Here is a 21,416-nt window from a genome sequence, read left to right as displayed (position 1 = left end):
TATACTGTCATATGGTCACAATTGCCATACTCTAAGATTTAACGCTCATTACTCGAAATATTAAAAATATTAGACTCAATAAGTGGTTTGAATAATTAAATAAAATCACCCCGCCCACCAAATAACTAACGGTAAAGTCACCGCAGCGCATAAAGTCTGAAAACTTATCACCGCGGCCATAAGCTGACTGTCACCTTTTAACACCTTCGTCAGAATATATGCAGCAGAGGCTGTGGGTAACGCAAAAAAGATTACAGTAATCTGACTTTCTAACTTTGAAAGCTCCAAATGCAAACAAACAAAATAAGCCAATGCCGGCATCAATAGTAATCGAGCAAAAGTATCCAAAATTAAAACAGGAACATCCTTTTTCATCTCCTTAAACTGCAAGGCAGCTCCAACACAGAGCAATCCTAATGGTAAACTCGATGCTGAAAATAGCTTAAGTAAATTCATTAAACCTTCCCAAACAGGAACATGCAATGCATTGACCAAACCACCCAAAATGCAGGATAGAATTAAAGGATTTTTAATCAGAGCAACCATAACAGGCTTAACCGACATATGTTCTGAAGGCGTCAAGGCAAGCACAGAAATGATATTGACGACAGGCACACAGACTGCCAGTAAAATAGCCAGAATCGCCATGCCTTCTTTTTGATAAAGTGCCGCAACTAAAGCCAATCCAATATAAGTATTAAATCGAACAATACTTTGCACATGCACACCAAACCGTGCAGGCGGTATCCTCTTTACAAAACGTAAGATATAAAGCGCACATGTGATGATGAAAAGCACCATAAACATAGCGGCAATTACTGTTTTTAGACTATGCGAGTCGATGTTTGCTGTAGCCAAGGTGTGAAAGAGTAAAGCTGGAAATAAAAGGTAATAATTTAATTTCTCAGCGCCATTCCAAAATCCTTCACTTAAAAAGTGGTGTTTTTTAAATAAGTAACCCGTCGCAATTAAAGCAATTAAGGGAAACAATGCAAGCAGAATATGCGACATAAATAATCACTTTTTTGATCTATCATTCTTTTTTCAACTCACTCCATTCTAGGATGAAAACTAGATGATGTCTTAAATTTAGGTTTAAAATGAAGTAAATAAATAAAGATAAGATATTCAGTATGAAACGGTCTATTTTTCAAATTTTTCAAAATGCTCTTTTTATTACTTGCCCCTTATTATGCATTTCATCTGTGCAGGCCGCTGCAACTCAGCCTTCGGCTAAAGAAACTGCCGCAATTTTTAAGGCTGCTGGCTTTCATCAACAAGGTAAACAATGGGTGGGTTCCTGTGGAGAGGGAACTATCGAAAATTATCAAGATTTAAATCAGGATGGTTTACCCGAAGCGCTAATTACAGACTCAAGTAGTATGTGCTATGGCAATACAGGAACAGGTTACTATTTATTGTCAAAAAATAAGCACGGTCAATGGAAACAGCTGTTTAATAATTCTGGTGTGGCCGAATTTTTAAAAATAACAGGCCAAAATAACATGCCTGATATTTCTAATGGTGGACCAGGCTTTTGTTTTGCAGTCTATCGCTGGAATGGTAAACACTACGAAATCAATCGATACGAATATGAAGGTAAACGCTGTAAACTTAATTAATCTGTATCAATAAAAGCACCATATTTGCCCCATATGCACCACGATTATCAAAAAAATGACAAATAACCTCTAAACTGGTGCATTTTTTGCTTAATGATTTTTATCATCAAAGTACAACTACTTTGATTCCTATTTTTTAGATTTACTAAACCATTTTGGTGCAACACGGCTAGAAATTGTGTCATAAAAATGGTTTTAAGCACCTATTTTGAGCAAACTATGCAAAATGTAGATCTTTTTTTCTTGTTGTTAGGCGCTGTATTAGTATTAGCCATGCATGCTGGCTTTGCTTTTTTAGAACTAGGGACAGTTCGTCATAAAAATCAGGTCAATGCACTAAGTAAAATCCTCACTGATTTTTCAATCTCGGCAATTGCTTACTTTTTTGTGGGTTATTATATCGCCTATGGTCTGCATTTTTTCCATATGGGAACAACACTTTCGGCAGAACATGGCTACAACTTGATGCGTTGCTTTTTCTTGCTGACCTTCGCCGCAGCAATTCCTGCCATTATTTCAGGTGGTATCGCAGAACGTGCCAAAATGAGACCGCAAGCGATTGCTACTTTTCTATTGGTTGCTCTAGTTTATCCATTATTTGAAGGCATCGCATGGAATGGTAATTTTGGTCTACAAAATTGGTTAGAGACACATTTTGGTGCACCCTTCCATGATTTTGCAGGTTCTGTTGTCGTGCATGCGATGGGGGGATGGATTGCTCTTGCAGCCGTAATTTTATTAGGTGCACGTCATGGTCGCTATAAAAACGACGGACGTGTTAGCGCCCATCCACCCTCTTCGATTCCTTTTCTGGCTTTAGGTTCGTGGATTTTGATTGTGGGTTGGTTTGGCTTTAATGTCATGAGCGCACAGCGCGTCGATGCGATTTCTGGTCTTGTAGCCATTAATTCACTTATGGCAATGGTAGGCGGTACATTAAGTGCAAATCTGGTGGGCAAAAATGACCCAGGCTTCCTACACAATGGTCCCTTGGCAGGTTTAGTTGCTATTTGTGCTGGTTCTGATGTTGTACACCCTTTTGGTGCATTAATTATTGGGGCGATTGCGGGAGTAATTTTCGTTAAGCTCTTTACTTATACTCAAAATAAACTGAAAGTGGATGATGTCCTAGGCGTTTGGCCTTTGCATGGAGTATGTGGCGTATTTGGCGGTCTTGCTGTTGGAATATTTGGACAACAGTGGTTGGGTGGCTTAGGTCATGTTTCTTTTATATCCCAGTTGATTGGAAGCTTACTGGCAGTGAGTATTGCTTTAATGGGTGGTTTCATTGTGTATGGTCTTTTAAAAGTGACCATGGGCATTCGATTATCACAGGAAGAAGAATTTCAGGGTGCAGATCTTTCTATTCACAAAATTTCTGCCAACTCAGAAGAAGGAATGTTTTAAATCATTCAAATCGGGTTAAATGGTGCGTGAAACGGTTCTGTAGAGCCGTTTTTTGACTGAACTTTCTATTATGTTTAAACTATATTTCTAAAAAGTGACATGCTCTAAAAATCGAATTAAAATACACATAATAAAATGCGGGGTTAAAATTTATGGCTAACTTTGCGGATTTTCTTCATATATCCCTCGATCAACAGAATGAATCTATTCAGGCTTATGAATTAGAGCATGGCAAAGTCTGGCTAAAAAAAGCATCCCTGCGGCATTCGATCTGGATTTATACGCCGCTTAGATGGCTCGCACGCTTTCTTCATGTCGAAGCGCTGACACCTGTCCCTAATTATGGCGGTAAGAAAGCGATTCAATGCGAATATCAACGGATTACTTCTCTTGCAAAATTAGGAGTGAACACACCCAAAGTCCTTGCTTTATCTGACGACGGAATTTTACTGCAGGACGCAGCGAATAATGGTCAACATGTCATGCAACTTGATCATGCTCTTGCACAAGCATCCTATACTGAACAGCGATTAAAGCTTTATTCTGATGCCATAGCTGAAATTCAAGGTCTTCATAACAAGGGAAGCTATTTAAGTGAAGCTTTTGTTCGAAATATTTTAGTAGATGCAAACCATCATTTCACTTTTATTGATTTTGAAACAGATCCCGGAGAAATCCTAGATTTAAAAGACTGTCAAATACGCGATTGGTTATGTTTTATTTTTTCATCTTCTTATCGTTTTAGATTAGATGAGCTCGACCAAGCCAGCAGTATTTTTTATGATGCATTGAGTAAAAATCTCAAAGTTTTTCGCGAGATCTGCAAAATTGGGCATAAGTTACAATGGATATTACATTTTAAACCAGAAAAATTGGGCAACGATGGAAAACGAATCCAAAAATGTATGCTGTTTTTAAGGAAACTTGAACAACAGGAACCTCTTCCAATGATCTGACTGAAACTGGCCAGATTATTTCAAAACCAGTTAGCTCTTCAATATCTTCGGTAAACGTACCAATACACAAAGCCCTCTCAATTCTGGACTTTGTGAAAGGATTAACTCTCCGCCCAAACGTTGCGTTGCTTTATCCACAATGGATAGCCCTAAACCACTGCCGACTTCTAGATGATGATGAACACGGTAAAAGCGTTTTAATACCTGATCGTAGTATTGGGGATCAATCCCTGCTCCACTGTCTTCTATTTGCACGCACGCGAAGCTATTTTCATCTTCATATACAGAAATATTAATTACGCCATCAACGGGAGTGTACTTGATCGCATTATCAATCAGATTAAAAATGATGGAATGAACGGTAGGTTCGATACTTACCATTTCAATATTTTCATTGCGCTCAAAGCCCAAATCAATTTCTTTTTCCATGGCTAAATTCATCAACTGCTCTACACAGTTCAAGGCGACATTATTCAGTTGAAATGTACTAAAACGTTCAAGACTATTCATAGAGGCATCTTGCTTCGCCAAAGCCAAAAGTTGGCTGACTAAATGCTGAATACGTGCTAAGCCTTTGCTTAAGTTTTGTAATGCTGCATGGTCTGGAAATTGGCTTAATAGAATCTTGGTCTGCAAATTTAAAGCTGTAATCGGAGTCCGCAGTTCGTGAGCAGCATCGGCAACAAATTGTTTTTGCTCTTGCTGTGCAGTTGAAATTCGTTCAAATAAGCGGTTCATTTCATGAATGGTTGGAGAAAGTTCTTCCGGGTAATCTTTTTCATGAATAGGAGCCAGATCATTAGAATCACGTTGAATCAACTCAGATTTAAAGTCATCGAGTGGTTTCAAACTACGCCGAATAATTCCTGCCAAACCAATCAAAGCAAAAGGCAAAATAATGACATAAGGTAGAAACATACTACCTGCCAGCTCCAATGCCATCACCTGTCTGACTTTTTGTTGTTGGCTAATTTGAATCTGGAAATCTTTGGTTGGCATGACATAAGTACGCCAGATTCCATGTTCGGTCTGCTGTGTATAAAATCCCGCATATTTGACAGGAGGAACCAGCAAACGGTCCGCATGACTTAAATGGCTCTGATCTTTGTAAGCCCAGATATCAACGAACAAGTCTTCTTCACGATAGACGCGATCGTTTTCAAAGTGACTCACTACAGCTGCGTAGGGCTGAGTTGCGGCACGTTTAGCCAGATATTGCATTTGCGCATCAAGAATCTGATTACTTTCCTGCAAAGCAATTTTATACGCTGAAAAAATAAGAACACAGCCCAGCAAAATACTAAAAATAGACGTGTACCAAATTAGGCGTCGCTTTAAAGAATAATGCTGGAACATAGATAATTAGAATCCCTTAGCTATGCCCAAGACGATAACCTAGACCACGAATTGTACGAATAAAATCTTTACCCAGTTTAGAACGCAAATGATGGACATAAACTTCAATCGTATTACTGGTGACTTCACTATCAAAGTCATACAATTTATCTTCCAGATTTGCCTTGGAAAAAATCTTGTTAGGATGAGTCATTAGTGGAATTAAAATTGCCCATTCACGATTAGAAAGTTCAATTTCCTGACCTTTTACGGTGGCAACATGCTTTTCGATATTAAGGATAACATCCCCACTTTTGAGAATTTGATCTTGACTAGTGGCCTGCGCCTCTTTACCACTACGGCGCAATAATGCATGAATACGTGCCAGTAACTCGTCAAACTCGTAAGGTTTGATCAAATAGTCATCCGCGCCTTGATTTAAACCATCTACACGATTTTCAAGTTGATCACGCGCTGAAATAATTAATACAGGAACGGTGGTTTTCTGTCGAATTTGTTTAAGCACCTGCATACCATCCATCATGGGCAAACCAAGATCCAGCAACACCAGGTCAAAAGTTTGTTTTGCAAGTTGTGCTAAACCATCAATTCCGTTATTTACCCAGTCCACATCAAATTGATGATACTTAAGCAAAGTGAGCGTGGACTCTGCAATCATGAAGTCATCTTCAATAATCAGGATTTTAGGCATGGTATTGGCTCACAGCTAATCAATTTATTATCAGGATTTCTATCAGTATGTCATGTCGACCCAATATTCAATACATCTGAAATATATTAAGTACAATGACAGTGTCATCTGAACATTAAAATGTTTATTTTCATCCGTATTTAAACAGGTTATGTTTAAAATGACTAGTCCGATATAAATCCAGCAAACGTTTATATCGAATAAATACTTGCCATCATTTTCGTCTTTATGCGCTTTTATTTTTAGCTAATTAAATGATCCAAATGGGGTAATCTGTATCGGTCAAATTAACTAAAGTATCCTAGAAGCTCAAAAATGAGATTGAACATCGACATCATATTCTGATTACACCCTGCTAATCTAAGAATTTAAACTTAAAAATCTCTTAAATAAATAAAGGCGACCATTGTGATCGCCTTTATTTAGCCTATTGATTTATTAGAATTTAAACTCTAGACCGACACCGCCCACAGGTTGTTTATCTTTTTTATCTGCCTGCTCAAGAGTTAAATAGCCTGCATAGCCATACGTTCTAAATTGTTTACTGAATGCATAATCCAATCCTGCAATCCATTGTGTAGCTTCAAAGTCCGATACATTGGTTTTAAAACTGGTGTTATTCTGGCTATATTGCCCTTTTACAGTCCAGTTTTTTGCATTTGGAAAATTATATTCTGCACCAATAAGCCAGCCATTTGCATCGTCAATATTTTCAGAACCTACTGCATTCCCTGTCACTTTTTCGACTTCAGAGCTTTGATAAAGTGCTTTTAGCGCCAAATTATTATCGAGTAAATTAACTCGACCAATGGCTCGAATGGTATTGGCAGCGGCTAAAAGAGAACCACCTGAAATTTCAGGTTCAGAGGCATTTAAAAAACCACGACCTAAAAAGGTACTTGGAATAGCTTTATCGTAGCCGATACCTGCAACTACAATTTTATTGTCATAAACAGCTGATGCAGACCATGCATTTCCCAAACCACCGCCAGCAGCTTTTACACCACCACTAGATGACTTGATGCCCGAACCTTCACCAGTTGCTAACAGCGCATTAATTTTAATCTGACCATTGGGTAGCTTAATTGCAGGAGATTCATACACTACGACGTTATCTACCCGGTTTTCACCTGTAAAGATACCAGTAACATCAGCTTTATTCGCAACATAGTTATTGAATGTGTCGACAACTGACGAAAGCTGCTTAACTGGGGTATCGTGTTTACCAATTTTGAGTGTCCCCAATACATTATCCTTTAATCCAACAAAGCGGTTACGCTGCGCCCAATCAGTTCCATCGCCATCGGCATTAAATGCCCATTCTGCTAAATAAACTGCACTCAAACGTTCCGTTAACTTTTCCTCCCCTTTAATCCCGATAAACGAACTATTTGAACTCACTTCCCAAACGTCGCTATCGGATTGGGTTGCATTACGTTCTGGCAAATAATCCAGTGAAGTATCGATTTCCCCGTATAAAGTGGGTGCAGCAAAACTAGTTCCGGCAAAGAAAGATAAGGCAAATGCCAATGCAATTTTGGTTTTCATATTTTGTTCCTGTGTAAATTTGTTACAAATCCTACACAGTCCCCAAATGTTACAGAACGATTAAATTTTTATTAACTTATTCAGTTTTTAGCTTAGGCTAATTTTACATAATTGATTTTTAATCAATATTTATGAGGTTTTTAGATAACATCTTTTCCATTGATACAGTGGAATCAGACAAAATAGAGCAATTCCCACAATAGAGCTCAAATACATGGCGTAACCAAGCCAATCTCCCAAAATCCCACTTACGGTATACAACCCTCCTCCCACAGTTGCCATAATCGCAACCTGAAAAGTAAAGTCAGTACCCGCTAAAACTTTCCGGCTATATTGCATCACTAATGTTAACATCACGACCAAAAGCATGGCAGAAATAGCATCTTCAACAGCATTGATCAGATAAATAACAAGGTTTGATATCTTAATTTTCTGCTCAAAAAGAAAGGCTAAAACTGCATAAGCCAATAGACTTAAAATTTTCAAATAAGAAAATAAAATCAAAAGTATAGGACGTGCGTAATGCCTGAGTAAATAGCCTGCAATGGCTGCTCCACATAACGCAGCAAATGCACCTAGCATGGTGATATAAACACCAATCTGGGTAAAATTAAGCCCCATATCCACCATTAATGGTTTTAATAAAGGCCCACTTAATCCATCAGCAATTTTAAAACTAATCAATACTATTAACCAGCAACGCAACTCTCTGGATTGAGTAAAGTGATCAAAATAGTCTTTTAATGAAAACCTCAATTGTGCGTGTTGCAGAGCGGTATTCGTTCGGATGTGCTCGTTTTTATAGAACCAAACAGGAATGGTATTGATGAGTACAATCAGAGCCAGTCCCAAAAATGTCAGTTGCCAGCTCAACCCATCCAAAGCCCACAGTAAAACCCCACCACCCACAATAAAACCCAAGCGTGAACCAACAACCTGAAAAGTATTACCCCAATGTTGTTGATCCGTTTTGAGTAAATTGACTGCTAAGCCATCAGTAGCAATGTCTTGGGTTGCACCCGTCAAATTTAGACAAAGTAGCAATATAAAAAATAAAAACAGGTAATGAGTTTGACTTAATGAATCAATGGGGAAAAAAGACAAAATAACTAGAATTACAACACTGAGAATTTGGGTAGGTAAAATCCAGCTACGATAATGTCCTATTTTAGAATCACCAAAACGATCAACCAATGGTGCCCAAAATATCTTGATTGACCACGGAAGCATCAATAAACCAAATCCACCAATATGCGTCAATGAAACACCCTCTGCCCTTAAAATCACGGGTAAAGCATGTGTCATAAAACCAACAGGTAATCCTTGTGCCCAATACAATGAAAATAATAATAAGTATAACCGCACAGGATTTAGCATCCGTTTCCCTTTGCACATAATGAGCATTGAAGTCTACATTTTGCCAATGTTAGTTTATTTTCAAAAGACTATGATGAATAAAAAGGATTTTTTACACAGATCAAGCTATGCAACATTTTCCAGAATTACCTGATCAAGTACCGCAACGCGGTACAGCGTTGAGTCGTAGAATATTCAAAAAACTATTTTTAACACAAGGCTGGAGCATCGAAGGTGAATTCCCTAATCTAGCCAAAGCTGTTGCAATCATTGCACCGCATACATCCAATATCGATGCATGGTATGGTTTTTTAGCAATTGGTGGATTAGGAATAAAAATCACTGTATTGGGTAAAGATAGCCTATTTAAACCACCATTTCAGCCCTTATTAAAATGGGCTGGTTTGATTCCTGTTAAACGTGATCGTGTGAATGGATTAACTGAACAAGTGGTTCATTTTATTGAACAACAGGATAAAATCTGGGTAGGAATGGCACCTGAAGGCACGCGAAAAAAAGCGGAAAAAATAAAAAGCGGTTTTTATCAAATCGCATTAAAAGCCCAGATTCCAATTGTGATTTTTTCTTTTGATTTTGATCACAAAATAATTCATAGCTTAGGCGTATTTTATCCTACAGGTCATTACCAACAGGATCTGGATCAAATTATGCAGCGCTTCGCAGGAAAATTTTCACCACATACGTCAAACTGGCTGTCTTTACCTTTACAAAATCTAGTGAAAAAACGCTAGTATTCATCCTTCAAATCTGTTGAGATGTGCGCATCTTTTTTGGCCACTTTTGCTGTTTAATTGAAGATGAAAGTTGCACATTTTGCCATCCTTGGCACCCTGAGCCTTGCGCTATTTGGTTGTGATAAAACCGTTAAAACTCCTACTCAAACGACTTCCCTCAAAGCCCGTGAACCCGTGATTGCTCTGGCACTCGGTGGCGGCGGCGCGAAGGGTTTTGCCCATATCGGTGTAATTAAAGTTTTAGAGTCACATGGCATCAAACCTAAAATTGTTACAGGCACCAGTGCCGGTAGTTTTGTCGGTAGTATTTATGCTAGTGGGCAAACCCCTTATCAAATGCAAAGTCTCGCCCTAAAGTTACAGGAATCTGATTTACGTGATCTCACCCTCAACCGTCAGGGCATTATTTTAGGCCAAAAGTTGCAGGATTACGTTAATACCCAAGTTGGCAATAAACCGATTGAAAAGTTTCCTATTCGTTTTGCTGCAGTTGCAACCCGTCTGGACAATGGACAAAAAGCCGATTTTATTAAAGGCAATGCGGGTCAGGCAGTTCGTGCTTCCTGTAGTATTCCCAATGTTTTTGTGCCTGCAACTATTGGCAATGTAAAATATGTCGATGGCGGTCTCGTCAGTCCAATTCCAGTTAAAACGGCAAAAGATATGGGTGCGGATATTGTCATTGCAGTTGATATTTCTGCTCGTCCAACCGGTTCAGGGGCTGGCAATATGTTGGGGCTTTTGGATCAAACCATTAATATTATGGGGCAGCAAAGTATTAGCACTGAGCTGAATCAAGCTAATGTCATCATTCAGCCCAAAGTTGGAAATCTTGGTGTACTGGATTTGAAATCTAGTAATCAGGCAATTTTAGAAGGTGAAAAAGCAGCTCAGCTGAAAATTAAAGAAATTCAGGGCGTAATTAATAATTTTAAAAAATCCCCTGCTGCTCTTCAGCCTGCATCTCGGCCAAAATTTTAATTCATAGTTATATAAAATGAGATATTGTGTAAAACATGACAATATCTCGTTTTATTGCCATTCAATTGAATGATTTTGTTATTTTGATCTTGATTTTGCTATTTTAATATTCATCTTTGCCCAGTTCTGTTACATTGATTAATGATGATTTTTTCATCTTTAACATAATGAATATGAGCAACGCTATGGAATTAGTTTTACAACCCTGGCATTGGTTTGTTTTAGGTATTATCCTCATGCTTTCTGAGCTGATTTTGCCTGCTTTTGCCGCCCTTTGGTTTGGTATTGCCGCTATTTTGGTCGGTGTTTTATTGTGGCTTTTCCCAATGATGGGACTCACCACCCAAATTGTAATGTGGATTATCTTATCCATTGTTTGCACTATTCTATGGTTTAAATTTATTAAACCGCTCTCTATTGATAAAACTAAAGCAGGATTATCTCGTGAAGCCACCATCGGTCAGATCGGTATGGTGATACAGGTTGGTCTGACTCACGATCAGATCGTAGTTCGATTTTCTCTGCCTGTATTGGGGGCAGACGAATGGAATTGCCGTAGTTTATCTCCTGTTCAAGTGGGTGACCGTGTTCGTGTGGTCGATATTATGGGCAACGATCTGGTTGTCCAATTACATAAATCTCAAGAATCATAAGAGGATTTTTTATGCCAGTCGGTACAATTATTGGTTTAGCCTTTCTCATTTTTGTGGGAGTCACCATTTTTAAAGGGGTGCGTATTGTCCCACAAGGCTATAAATGGATTGTTCAGCGTCTTGGGAAATATCATGCAACGTTGAGTCCCGGACTTAACTTTGTCATTCCCTATGTAGATGAAGTGGCTTATAAAGTTACGACCAAAGATATTGTGTTAGATATTCCATCGCAAGAAGTAATCACCCGCGATAACGCAGTTTTGGTCATGAATGCAGTGGCCTATATTAATTTAACTACCCCAGAAAAAGCCGTCTATGGTATCGAAAACTATACATGGGCAATTCAAAATCTGGTTCAGACTTCTTTGCGCTCCATTGTCGGCGAAATGGATCTAGATGATGCCCTGTCCTCTCGTGATCATATTAAAGCTAAACTCAAAGCTGCCATTTCTGATGATATTTCAGACTGGGGCATTACCTTAAAAACGGTGGAAATTCAGGACATTCAACCGTCTACAACCATGCAAGCTGCGATGGAAGCACAAGCCGCTGCAGAACGTCAGCGTCGTGCTACTGTGACTCGTGCGGATGGGGAAAAACAAGCCGCAATTTTAGAAGCCGATGGCCGTCTGGAAGCTTCACGTCGTGATGCTGAAGCTCAAGTTGTACTTGCTCAAGCTTCACAAAAAGCCATTGAAATGGTGACATCTGCGGTAGGTGATCAAGAGATTCCTGTGGCTTACCTACTCGGTGAGCAGTATGTCAAAGCCATGCAGGATATGGCGAAGTCTAATAATGCTAAAACCGTGGTACTTCCTGCTGATATTCTCAGCACCATTCGTGGTGTGATGGGTCGAAATAATCCATAACTTACTATAATCCCTTGCCTATAAAGGAAAGGGATTATAACTTGACTTCTAAAAGTCAGTTTTTTCTGGACAGCACAAACTGCGCAATTTCCAGTAAGTCTTTGGCTGATTCACCAAAATGCTCCAACGCAGAAAGTGCCTCTTGCTGTAAAGATTGTGCATAGTGTTGTGCCTGTTCCAAGCCCATCAATGCAGGATAGGTTGATTTCTCTACCTGTTCATCTTTACCTGCAGTTTTACCTAAGGTTTCTGTGGTTGAAATAATATCCAATACATCATCATGCACTTGAAACGCTAAACCTATGTTTTGCCCAAATTGGCGCAATTGGGGAATTGCCTGATCCGTACCAGAAAATGCAGTCACTGCTCCCATCATAATCGCAGCCTGAATCAATGCACCTGTTTTATTACGATGAATGGTTTCTAGTTGTTGTTGGTTGATCACTTGGCCTTCTGCTTGCAAGTCCATGACTTGTCCGCTTACCATTTTAGAACTTGCAGTTGCCAAAATTTGAACTTGTTTTAAGACGATGTCCGTATCAACATTACTCTGCTGGTCAAATAAGCGACTGGTCAAAACTTCAAAAGCCATTGACTGTAAAATATCCCCTGCAAGCAGTGCAGTATCTTCACCAAAAGCCACATGGCAAGTCGGTTGCCCGCGACGTAATAAATCATTGTCCATGCACGGAAGGTCATCGTGCACCAGTGAATAACAATGAATAAACTCAACAGCGACTGCAGCACGACGTGCCGCAGCAAAATTTGGATGCTCTTTGAGAGAAGCTGCTGCATAGCACAGCGCTGGACGTACACGTTTTCCACCTAACATGACAGCATGATAAACCGCAGATTTTAAAGGTTCAGCCAAGGAGAAGGCATCCAAAGCTATTTTTAAATCTTGCTGAATACGTTCTTGTGCCGCAAATAATGCATTGGCATTTACTTGTGAAATCGATGTCACGACAGCCTCGAATGAAACAAAGAAAAAGAGATCTTCACACCATAAGTGCGATCTGGAAAATTGCCCATAAAGATAACATATTCAAATCACCTACAAACTTTTTTCATGTGTTAAAACAAAACCGCTCGACCTGTTTTGTTTAAAAAATGAGAGTTAAAAATCCAAATAAAGCTAAGCTTTAGATTATTCCAATGAAATGCTTTTATTCTTTTCTCTGACTTTAACATTCTTAATTGCAAAACATAAACGTGATTCAATTTCAGAAAAAGAGTTTAACTCTTGAAAAGAAGGTTTATAAATAGCAACGGTTGCAGTCAATCGGTCATGAAAACCATTTTCAAATAGATAAGCCGCATCATAAATTGCGATCCGAAGACGTTCAGCCAAAGTATAAGCTGTTAGCTCGGATGCATTAGGCATAATGATTACAAATTGTGCAGAATTTAGTCGATAAAGCATGCTTTCTTTCGGATTTAAATAACTTTCTAAAAGTTCGGCAATTTCCTTTAAAGCAACATCCCCTTGACTATAACTATATGTCTGATTAAATTTTTTGAAATCGTCCAGATCAATCATCAAGGCATAAAATGAAATATGTTTCTGCTCTGACTGAGTTTCGCTCAACCATTGTTCCAACGCTAACCGATTCGCTGCACCTGTTACAGGATCAACATATAGATATTCCTGTAAACGTAGATTATTCAGTTCAAGTACACGTTCACGGCGTTTTAACCTCGTTACTTCCGCCCAGACAATCATGATCGCAATAGTTTGTTCATTATCGTCTTTTAAAGCGCGCCAGTAGGTATTATAAAAACGCCCCTTTACATAGAGTTCTTTTTCATAATGCCCGTCTTTGTGTTCAAATTGATCTAGAATAGCAGATATTTCAGCTTCAATATTTTCAATAAAGCTGCTCATCGATTTACCCTGCATATACAGGGCATCACTTGCATAAATATCTGCAAACAACTGATTTACTTTAAGAAAAATCCCTTCACTACTTAAAATAAATGCGGGAACAGGTAATTTATCCAATAAAGATAATGTCGGTACCGAGCTTTGAATGTTTTCCTTGGAGATTAAAGGCGTCAGCGTACGTAATTGTTGCTGCCCCAAAATAAACACCGTTTCTAAATCATTATCATTAAGCATATTCAATTATATTTTTCCACCAGAAGGATATTGTACTCAAAACTTATCCAAAATATGTACCAAAATTAACTTAATTTATTCTTTTAATGACTTAATTCTCATAACGACATTGATGCTTATCTCAAAATAAGATTGTGCATCACTGAATGAGTATTTAAAAATATTTGCACAATATTGTAGTTATTATTCATAATTATTTTAATATATATTAACAAAACCCCATACTTATCACTAAAAAAGTTATGGGGCTTTTGAATCCCATCAATGTTACATCAAGTTGACGTACTATAAACTATCTTCGGGCACACGCACCCAACCTTCCATTAATACTCGGGCACTACGACTCATAATCGCTTTTTTTACTCTCCATTTTTCTCCTGTTTTTTCAGCTTGGGCCCCTACGCGTAAACTTCCAGAAGGATGACCAAAACGTACTGCCTCACGTGCGCCACCTCCCGCAGCTAAATTAACCAATGTTCCTGGAATCGCCGCTGCCGTTCCTATCGCAACCGCTGCCGTTCCCATCATGGCATGATGTAATTTTCCCATCGATAATGCACGTACCAACAAATCGACATCCTGCGCCTCAACCATTTTCCCGCTAGAAGATGGGTAAGAGTTTGCTGGTGCAACAAATGCAATTTTGGGGGTGTGTTGTCGTGCTGCTGCTTCAGCCACCCCAGAAATCAAGCCCATTTTCACTGCGCCATAAGCGCGAATTTTTTCAAAACGCGCCAATGCTTGAGCATCACTGTTAATTGCTTCCTGTAATTCAGTACCGGTATAACCTAAATCAGCTGCATTTAAAAAAATTGTGGGAATACCTGCATTAATAAACGTAGCTTTAAAGCTTCCAATTTCTGGAACGTCCAAAGTATCTACTACATTTCCTGTTGGGAACATATCCCCCCCCTCTTCTCCATCATCCGCTGGATCAAGGAATTCAATTTGTACTTCGGCTGCAGGAAAAGTCACGCCATCCAGTTCAAAACTCCCTGTTTCCTGAACTTGACCACGGGTCATCGGAACATGCGCAATGATGGTTTTTTGAATATTTTTTTGCCAAATTCTAACTGTACAAATACCATTTTCAGGAATGCGGCTCGCATCGACCAAACCATGACTAATCGCAAAGGAGCTAACCGCAGCAGTCAAATTGCCACAATTCCCGCTCCAGTCTACAAAAGGCTGATCTATTGAGACCTGACCAAATAAATAATCTACATCATGTTCTGGCTGAGTACTTTTTGCCAAAATCACCGTTTTACTGGTACTAGAGGTCGCGCCGCCCATTCCATCAATTTGTTTACCATAAGGATCTGGACTACCAATAACTCGAAGTAATAACTGATCACGTGCCTGTCCGGCCACTTGCGCAGATTCAGGTAAGTCATCCAGTTTAAAGAATACGCCTTTACTGGTTCCACCACGCATATAAGTTGCTGGAATTTTAATTTGCGGTCGCGCGCTCATGATCGGTTATCCTTTTCATTTATATTTGTGTATTACCAAAATGTAACATGTATGGTTTCAGACATCATATAATCAAAAAAAGCTGATGTTTGAATGTCTAGACTTAAGTCTAGCTCATTTATTTTCTAACAATGCAGCACATTTTCTCAATGACCGAAATCATTGCGAAATAATTTAAAATGTCCATGAACCGATCAAAATCTCCATAAATACGACTATTAAGTTCAACTAAAGTTGATCGCTTTTTTTATAGTCAGGCTAGGCTAAAACCACTTGATCTATTAGAATATCCCACTTATTCACGGTCGAGCGAAGTCCTTTGAACAACGATTCTTCAAAACTTCAGCGGGGGTTAAAAAACCGTCACATCCAGTTGATTGCCATGGGAGGCGCAATTGGTACAGGTTTATTTCTTGGTTCCGCACAAGTTATTCAATCTGCTGGTCCCTCTATTATTTTAGGTTATGCCATTGGTGGCTTAATTGCATTTCTAATTATGCGCCAACTTGGTGAAATGATTGTGGAAGAACCTGTTGCAGGTTCATTCAGCCATTTTGCCAATAAATATTGGGGTAAATTTCCTGGCTTTTTGGCAGGTTGGAACTACTGGATTCTCTATGTTTTAGTAGCAATGACTGAGCTTACAGCAGTTGCCAAATATATTAACTATTGGTGGCCTCATATTCCATCATGGATTTCAGTGCTGTTTTTCTTTATCGTCATTACGGCAATTAACCTAACAAATGTTAAGTTTTATGGTGAATCTGAATTTTGGCTCGCCATCATTAAAGTGGTTGCAGTCATATCGATGATCATTTTTGGTCTTTATCTTCTGTTCACTGCTGGACCAGATTCTACGGCGTCATTTAGCAACCTTTGGACACATGGTGGGTTTTTCCCGAATGGGTTTGATGGATTATTTTATATGCTGGCTTTTCTCATGTTCGCCTTTGGTGGAATTGAATTGATCGGTATGGCCGCAGCTGAAGCGGATAATCCAAAGAAAACTATTCCTAAAGCGATCAATCAGGTCGTGGTACGTATTCTAATTTTCTATGTCGGCTCACTGACTATTTTGCTTTCTTTAGTGCCTTGGAATCAATTGGATTTAGGTGGATTAGATAAAAGCCCATTTGTAATGATTTTTAGTCAGTTAGGGATTGGCTGGGCAGCGCACCTATTAAATTTCATTATTTTAACTGCGGCATTATCGGTTTATAACAGTGGTATGTATGCGAATAGCCGTATGCTTTATGGTTTGGCGCAACAAGGCAATGCACCTGCGGTATTTAAAAAGGTCAATAAAGAAGGCGTACCTATTCCTGCCGTATTGTTGTCTGCTGTTCTGATCTTTGGGTGCGTGTTGCTGAACTATTTTGTACCAGAAGATGCACTTGGTCACTTAATGTATGTAGTAGTAGGCGCATTGGTTCTGAACTGGGCCATGATTAGTCTGACACATTTGAAGTTTAAATCTGCAATGAAAGCACTTAATCAAAAAGTATCTTTCCCAGCACTTTGGTCTCCAGTCAGCAACTATATCGTTTTACTGTTTATTGCTGTTGTTTTGTACATTATGTGGACGCAAGGGTTTAAAGAATCGGTGATTATGATTCCTGTCTGGATTGTGGTCATGTATGTACTATATAAGTTGTTAAATTCAAAGCCATCGACTTCTGAATAAAAATTTAAAAAGTTATTGCTTCGGCAATAACTTTTTTGTTTATAATCATAAAATTATGCGCTTGTAGCTTAACTGGATAGAGCAGTTGCCTCCTAAGCGACCGACGTGGGTTCGAGTCCCGCCGAGCGCACCATCCTTATAGGATCTGAATTAATATTTGAACAAATATTAAAGAATTAACAAATCAATTAGAATTTCATAGAAGTTATTAACATTATGCTCACCTGAAATAATTTGAGCATTTTACTCCCCCTTATTTTTCCATTAATTAAATTATTATCCCAAAGAGTATCGATGTGTATTGTGTTCAGAAGAGTAATCTCCTCTCTAATAAACCGCAATACACCCAGTAAAATCCGCTTCTAGTTCTAATCGCTGTCGTTAAATCCCGTATCTGTGTTTTCAAATTTTCAAGCAATAGACTCGGTTGGAATATTCCATTCAAATTTTTGTATTTTGGTGAAGTAAATGCCTGCTGCTTCACTCGCAACTACTGCACTACCGCCTGCCGCGGGATCACCATTATTCACATACGGCAATGCTGCACCTAAGATGGCATAACTCACCATCTATGCTGCCGTATTCTTATCTTCTCCATGTCCAAACTTTTCTCCAATCTGTTGAGCTGCGTATGGTGCAAGGGTATTGGCTGCAACCTGTAAGTCAGTTTGTCCACCTAATGCACCTGTGACTGCATTTAAGGCACGACTCTTGTCTCCTCCCAGGCCCCAGTCTTGTGCTAGATCAGATGCAGCTTGATAACTCGATAAGTTATTCTTTACAATTTGCTGTTTTTTATTCGGATTCGTCCTATCTGTATACTGGAATACAATCTAGAGGTTCATAAATATAAAATATACGATTTTGATCTTTAAATCTTTCTATCCTTTTTAGCTTTATTGAGGCAAAATTTTGGCATTTGTAGTAATTAGCCCCCCCCTCCTTTGCAAATAAATACTGAGATTTAACTTCACCTTCATAATCCACTTTAAACCCATCCTTATATAACTTAGCACCATTTTTGTAAAATGTAATTTTCTCAAAATCTTCATTTGAAAGAGATATTAGAGCATAATCCCAGCTAAAATTAGTCAAATTTGATAACTTTATTATTGTTGAGTTATCTTTCATGAGTAAGTCACTATCAAATCTTTTCTGTAGAAACAAGTAATATATAATAGTTAAAACAATCATGATTAAAATAATTTGGAGAACTTTTTTCATTGTTTAATCCCCATAAAAATTGCAGTACTATTACTTTTTACCTTTTGACGTGTTTCACGTTGATTTTGTATCTCAATCCCAGCGCCTGTTTGATCTAAAGTATTTAACTTACTTTTAGCTAGCTCATATAATTGATTATTCAATTTAACCTTCTGGACACTATATGTTCCATTTTCATCTTTTATAGCTTGATATAAGCCTTCACTAGCATAAGTATCCAATACTTTTTTTGCTAAATCAGAATTACTTAATGAGGTAGAACTTAAATTCCGTCCAATTTGATTATTTAATTGATCAATTAACTCATCAGCTTTGTTTAAAGTTAAACCCGATTTCTGATTGTAATTTGTTCCCTCGTAACTTTCATGCGCATTACCAACCTCAATAGCAATATTTTTACCAAACTCTTTGGTAATCATTGCTTGCCATAGAGTATGACGTAAGGCATTACCCATACTACCTTCAAATACAACTTCATCTTTTGTATATCCTAATTTGAATAGCTCTGCTGGGTTTAATAAGTTTAATTGATAGGTTGAAGCGATAGTAGATATGTTTGGATTTAATATACTTGCAGGGTTTGGATCTACTGAACCTATCTGATAAGCAATTTGGGGATGCTTTATTGCAAATTTGGCTTGTAATAATAACTCATTATTCTCCACCGCATTCTGCCCAACCACACTAGCCAATTGTGCATTAAAAGCTGAATCTCCTACCGTGCCTCCAACCACTGCGCCTATCGCTGCGGTCAAATCTCGGATTTGGGTCTTTGCATCTTCTGGTAATAGGTTTGGATCGAACTGTCCTGTTTGTGGGTTAATCGCTGTCTTGCCATCATTATAGCGTTCAACTAAATAGTTGGCTGCTGCTTCACTCGCAACCGCCGCACTTCCTCCTGCCGCAGGGTTACCATTATTCACATACGCCAGTGCTGCACCTAAGATGGCATGACTCACCATTTGTGTTGTCGTATTCTTATCCTCACCATGTCCAAATTTTTCTCCAATCACATTGGCGGCATAAGGGGCTAAAGTATTCGCTGCAACCTGTAAATCAGTTTGCCCACCTAATGCGCCTGTCACTGCCATTGTGACTGCATTTAAGGCGCGGCTCTTGTCTCCTCCCATGCCCCAATCTTGGGCTAATTCTGAGGCAGTTTGGTAACTCGGTGACGTATTTTTTAGAATTTGTTGTTTTTCATTCGGATTGCTCGAAGTTTGGTATTTCTCCCATTCCTCTCCGCCTTTTGCCTGTAAGTCTGCAATCGCTTGTTGTTCTGCAACTTGCTTGTTTGCTACGGCTTGCGCTTGTTGATTCTGGCTATAGGTTCTCGTCGCTGCGGCAATCGTGGATGTCGCATTTGCAACGGTCTTTTGTTTATCCAGAATCTCTTGCAGGTTAGGTAAGGTTTCAACTTGTCGATTGGCTGTCGTAATATCACTGTGAATACCCAAGTCTTTTGCGGTTGTGGCTTTTCCTCCAATGCTGATATTGCCTTCACTTAAGGTGGCATAAGTGCTGCTGCTGTCCTTGTTTTCTTCATGCTGTGGCAAGCCTGGGCTAAAGCTGGTTGCATTACGCCAGTTTTCATTCGAGGTTGGATTGGCTGCTTTGGTTGCGTTGTTGTCGCTACCTGCTTTGTCTTTGTTGAAGCTTGTTCCACCTGATAGGCTCACGCTAGTGGTTTGGTAGTTACTTTGATTGTCGATGTTGCTATAGCTTAGGCTATTCGCTGTCAGGTCATTTTTGTCTTTAGTTGCTGTCGAGCTAATTGCACCACCTTGTAAATCCACATGATCTGCTTTGACATGATAACCACCGTCGCCTGCAAATAAGCCGCTTTGCTGGTTCACAGTGTTGGAGCTATACGAATATTGCCTGTAGCAATATTTTGTGGGGGCAACAAGACACGGGTCGTAACATAACCATCCGCAATAATTTTATTCTGGACTAGATCTAGTGCCTGATTCAGCCCCTTTACCCCGAGACAACGACCAATAATATTATTTTTGCCTTGAGTAATTTCATTAAATGCAGATAAAAAGTGTCCTGCATCTTCCCCCTGAAGCAGTATCTTTTTGATATCAAAACACGGGCTTTCACTGTGTGAACTTAAATACTGGAGTTGTTGGGATGGAATACTCATCTTAGGCTGATCAAGATGAACATTGACCTCAGGCTGGATTTGTTTTTGTAGAGCTTCATCGCGCTGTTGTTGGCGAATGCTCTGATCCGCTTGTATCTGTTGAAAATCTGATGGTTCCGCGGCATGTAGATGAACAAAAGCCAATAAACTCGTACAGAGTACATTCTTTTTATTAAATATCATTTTAGTAAACTTAGGTTAAAACATGTTAAATTTCAAAAAATAATCATAACAAAGTTTATTTATTTGTAAATATCATTTAAGTATTATTTTATACAGATCTGTCTATAAGTAAAAGTTAGAGGTGAAATTCACCGTTTACGATTCGTGGCTAGGTAAGTGATCATTACTTCATGCATTAATTTTACGAGCTGTCCCCCCATATGATTAGTTATTTTTTCGTAAGGCAAAATGATGCTATAGCTTTAGTTAATCTTAACGATGTAACAGGTATTGAACGATTCAATCCGCTCATCTAGAGGATAGATAACCCGTGAAGTACGATTTTAATTACGAAGAAAGGGGGAGGAATTTTAGCTTTAAGTGATCCGATTATATTTAAAATAGAATAAG

The 21,416-nt window shown here is 38.8% G+C and carries 19 protein-coding genes, 1 tRNA gene and 2 pseudogenes; 9 read left to right on the top strand and 13 right to left on the bottom strand.

Going from position 1 to position 21,416, the window contains the following annotated elements; translation table 11 throughout:
- Positions 1-105: 105 nt before the first annotated feature.
- Positions 106-1,011: an AEC family transporter gene (locus IAE19_RS11355; RefSeq protein WP_200461037.1), complete on the bottom strand. Its 906-nt coding sequence runs from the start codon at positions 1,009-1,011 to the stop codon at positions 106-108.
- Positions 1,012-1,133: 122 nt separating this feature from the next.
- Here IAE19_RS11355 and IAE19_RS11350 point away from each other — a divergent pair, with 122 nt between their 5' ends.
- The 3 genes from IAE19_RS11350 (at position 1,134) to IAE19_RS11340 (ending at position 3,985) form a co-directional block, all read left to right on the top strand.
- Positions 1,134-1,622 carry a hypothetical protein gene (locus tag IAE19_RS11350; RefSeq protein WP_200461036.1) on the top strand — a complete coding sequence of 163 codons (489 nt, stop codon included), beginning with the start codon at positions 1,134-1,136 and terminating at the stop codon, positions 1,620-1,622.
- A 219-nt stretch (positions 1,623-1,841) separates the two neighbouring features.
- Positions 1,842-3,029: an ammonium transporter gene (locus IAE19_RS11345; protein ID WP_200461035.1), complete on the top strand. Its 1,188-nt coding sequence runs from the start codon at positions 1,842-1,844 to the stop codon at positions 3,027-3,029.
- A gap of 152 nt (positions 3,030-3,181) precedes the next feature.
- Complete coding sequence (locus tag IAE19_RS11340) at positions 3,182-3,985, top strand: serine/threonine protein kinase (protein WP_200461034.1); 804 nt, start codon at positions 3,182-3,184, stop codon at positions 3,983-3,985.
- Between the two features lie 30 nt (positions 3,986-4,015).
- Here IAE19_RS11340 and IAE19_RS11335 read toward each other — a convergent pair whose 3' ends face one another.
- The 4 genes from IAE19_RS11335 to IAE19_RS11320 form a co-directional block, all read right to left on the bottom strand.
- Positions 4,016-5,341, bottom strand: a complete 1,326-nt coding sequence (locus tag IAE19_RS11335; RefSeq protein ID WP_200461033.1) for a sensor histidine kinase — start codon at positions 5,339-5,341, stop codon at positions 4,016-4,018.
- A gap of 16 nt (positions 5,342-5,357) precedes the next feature.
- Positions 5,358-6,032, bottom strand: a complete 675-nt coding sequence (locus tag IAE19_RS11330; protein WP_200461032.1) for a response regulator transcription factor — start codon at positions 6,030-6,032, stop codon at positions 5,358-5,360.
- A gap of 438 nt (positions 6,033-6,470) precedes the next feature.
- Complete coding sequence (locus IAE19_RS11325; RefSeq protein ID WP_200461031.1) at positions 6,471-7,580, bottom strand: porin; 1,110 nt, start codon at positions 7,578-7,580, stop codon at positions 6,471-6,473.
- Positions 7,581-7,709: 129 nt separating this feature from the next.
- Positions 7,710-8,957 (bottom strand): MFS transporter, encoded by a 1,248-nt coding sequence (locus tag IAE19_RS11320; protein WP_200461030.1) that lies wholly within the window; start codon positions 8,955-8,957, stop codon positions 7,710-7,712.
- Positions 8,958-9,064: 107 nt separating this feature from the next.
- Here IAE19_RS11320 and IAE19_RS11315 point away from each other — a divergent pair, with 107 nt between their 5' ends.
- From IAE19_RS11315 to IAE19_RS11300, 4 genes are all read left to right on the top strand, one after another.
- Positions 9,065-9,688 carry a 1-acyl-sn-glycerol-3-phosphate acyltransferase gene (locus IAE19_RS11315; protein WP_200461029.1) on the top strand — a complete coding sequence of 208 codons (624 nt, stop codon included), beginning with the start codon at positions 9,065-9,067 and terminating at the stop codon, positions 9,686-9,688.
- A 66-nt stretch (positions 9,689-9,754) separates the two neighbouring features.
- The gene (locus IAE19_RS11310; protein ID WP_200461028.1) at positions 9,755-10,672 is read left to right on the top strand and encodes a patatin-like phospholipase family protein; all 918 of its coding nucleotides are present in this window, start codon (positions 9,755-9,757) and stop codon (positions 10,670-10,672) included.
- A 185-nt stretch (positions 10,673-10,857) separates the two neighbouring features.
- Positions 10,858-11,325 carry an NfeD family protein gene (locus IAE19_RS11305; RefSeq protein WP_200461027.1) on the top strand — a complete coding sequence of 156 codons (468 nt, stop codon included), beginning with the start codon at positions 10,858-10,860 and terminating at the stop codon, positions 11,323-11,325.
- Positions 11,326-11,336: 11 nt separating this feature from the next.
- Positions 11,337-12,194: an SPFH domain-containing protein gene (locus tag IAE19_RS11300; RefSeq protein ID WP_200461026.1), complete on the top strand. Its 858-nt coding sequence runs from the start codon at positions 11,337-11,339 to the stop codon at positions 12,192-12,194.
- A 55-nt stretch (positions 12,195-12,249) separates the two neighbouring features.
- On the opposite strand, the gene IAE19_RS11295 is transcribed toward IAE19_RS11300, so the two are convergent.
- The 3 genes from IAE19_RS11295 to prpF form a co-directional block, all read right to left on the bottom strand.
- Complete coding sequence (locus IAE19_RS11295) at positions 12,250-13,158, bottom strand: polyprenyl synthetase family protein (RefSeq protein WP_200461025.1); 909 nt, start codon at positions 13,156-13,158, stop codon at positions 12,250-12,252.
- Positions 13,159-13,341: 183 nt separating this feature from the next.
- Complete coding sequence (locus IAE19_RS11290; protein WP_227610986.1) at positions 13,342-14,313, bottom strand: sensor domain-containing diguanylate cyclase; 972 nt, start codon at positions 14,311-14,313, stop codon at positions 13,342-13,344.
- A gap of 285 nt (positions 14,314-14,598) precedes the next feature.
- The gene (gene prpF, locus IAE19_RS11285) at positions 14,599-15,786 is read right to left on the bottom strand and encodes a 2-methylaconitate cis-trans isomerase PrpF (protein ID WP_200461024.1); all 1,188 of its coding nucleotides are present in this window, start codon (positions 15,784-15,786) and stop codon (positions 14,599-14,601) included.
- Positions 15,787-16,105: 319 nt separating this feature from the next.
- Between prpF and IAE19_RS11280 the strand changes: the two genes are divergently transcribed.
- The gene (locus IAE19_RS11280) at positions 16,106-17,470 is read left to right on the top strand and encodes an amino acid permease (RefSeq protein WP_200461023.1); all 1,365 of its coding nucleotides are present in this window, start codon (positions 16,106-16,108) and stop codon (positions 17,468-17,470) included.
- A 57-nt stretch (positions 17,471-17,527) separates the two neighbouring features.
- Positions 17,528-17,603 (top strand) — tRNA-Arg (locus tag IAE19_RS11275).
- 277 nt (positions 17,604-17,880) lie between these two features.
- Here the strand turns inward: IAE19_RS11275 and IAE19_RS11270 are convergent.
- The 5 genes and pseudogenes from IAE19_RS11270 to IAE19_RS11255 form a co-directional block, all read right to left on the bottom strand.
- Entirely contained in the window at positions 17,881-18,039 is a 159-nt protein-coding gene (locus IAE19_RS11270) for a hypothetical protein (RefSeq protein WP_200461022.1), read from the bottom strand.
- A gap of 241 nt (positions 18,040-18,280) precedes the next feature.
- Entirely contained in the window at positions 18,281-18,694 is a 414-nt protein-coding gene (locus tag IAE19_RS11265; RefSeq protein ID WP_200461021.1) for a hypothetical protein, read from the bottom strand.
- On the bottom strand, positions 18,691-19,359 hold the full coding sequence (locus tag IAE19_RS16835) for a DUF6973 domain-containing protein (protein ID WP_413784519.1): 669 nt from the start codon (positions 19,357-19,359) through the stop codon (positions 18,691-18,693). The genes IAE19_RS11265 and IAE19_RS16835 overlap by 4 nt, the downstream gene beginning before the upstream one ends.
- Positions 19,342-20,568, bottom strand: a pseudogene (locus tag IAE19_RS16830) (VENN motif pre-toxin domain-containing protein); the annotation flags it as partial. The gene IAE19_RS16835 and the pseudogene IAE19_RS16830, both read right to left, overlap by 18 nt.
- Positions 20,562-21,026: pseudogene (locus tag IAE19_RS11255) on the bottom strand (POTRA domain-containing protein); the annotation flags it as partial. The pseudogenes IAE19_RS16830 and IAE19_RS11255, both read right to left, overlap by 7 nt.
- Between the last annotated feature and the right edge of the window lie 390 nt (positions 21,027-21,416).

This window comes from Acinetobacter sp. S40, from assembly GCF_016624705.1.
Classification (GTDB): Bacteria; Pseudomonadota; Gammaproteobacteria; order Pseudomonadales; family Moraxellaceae; genus Acinetobacter.
This window is presented reverse-complemented; position numbering and strand designations above follow the sequence as displayed.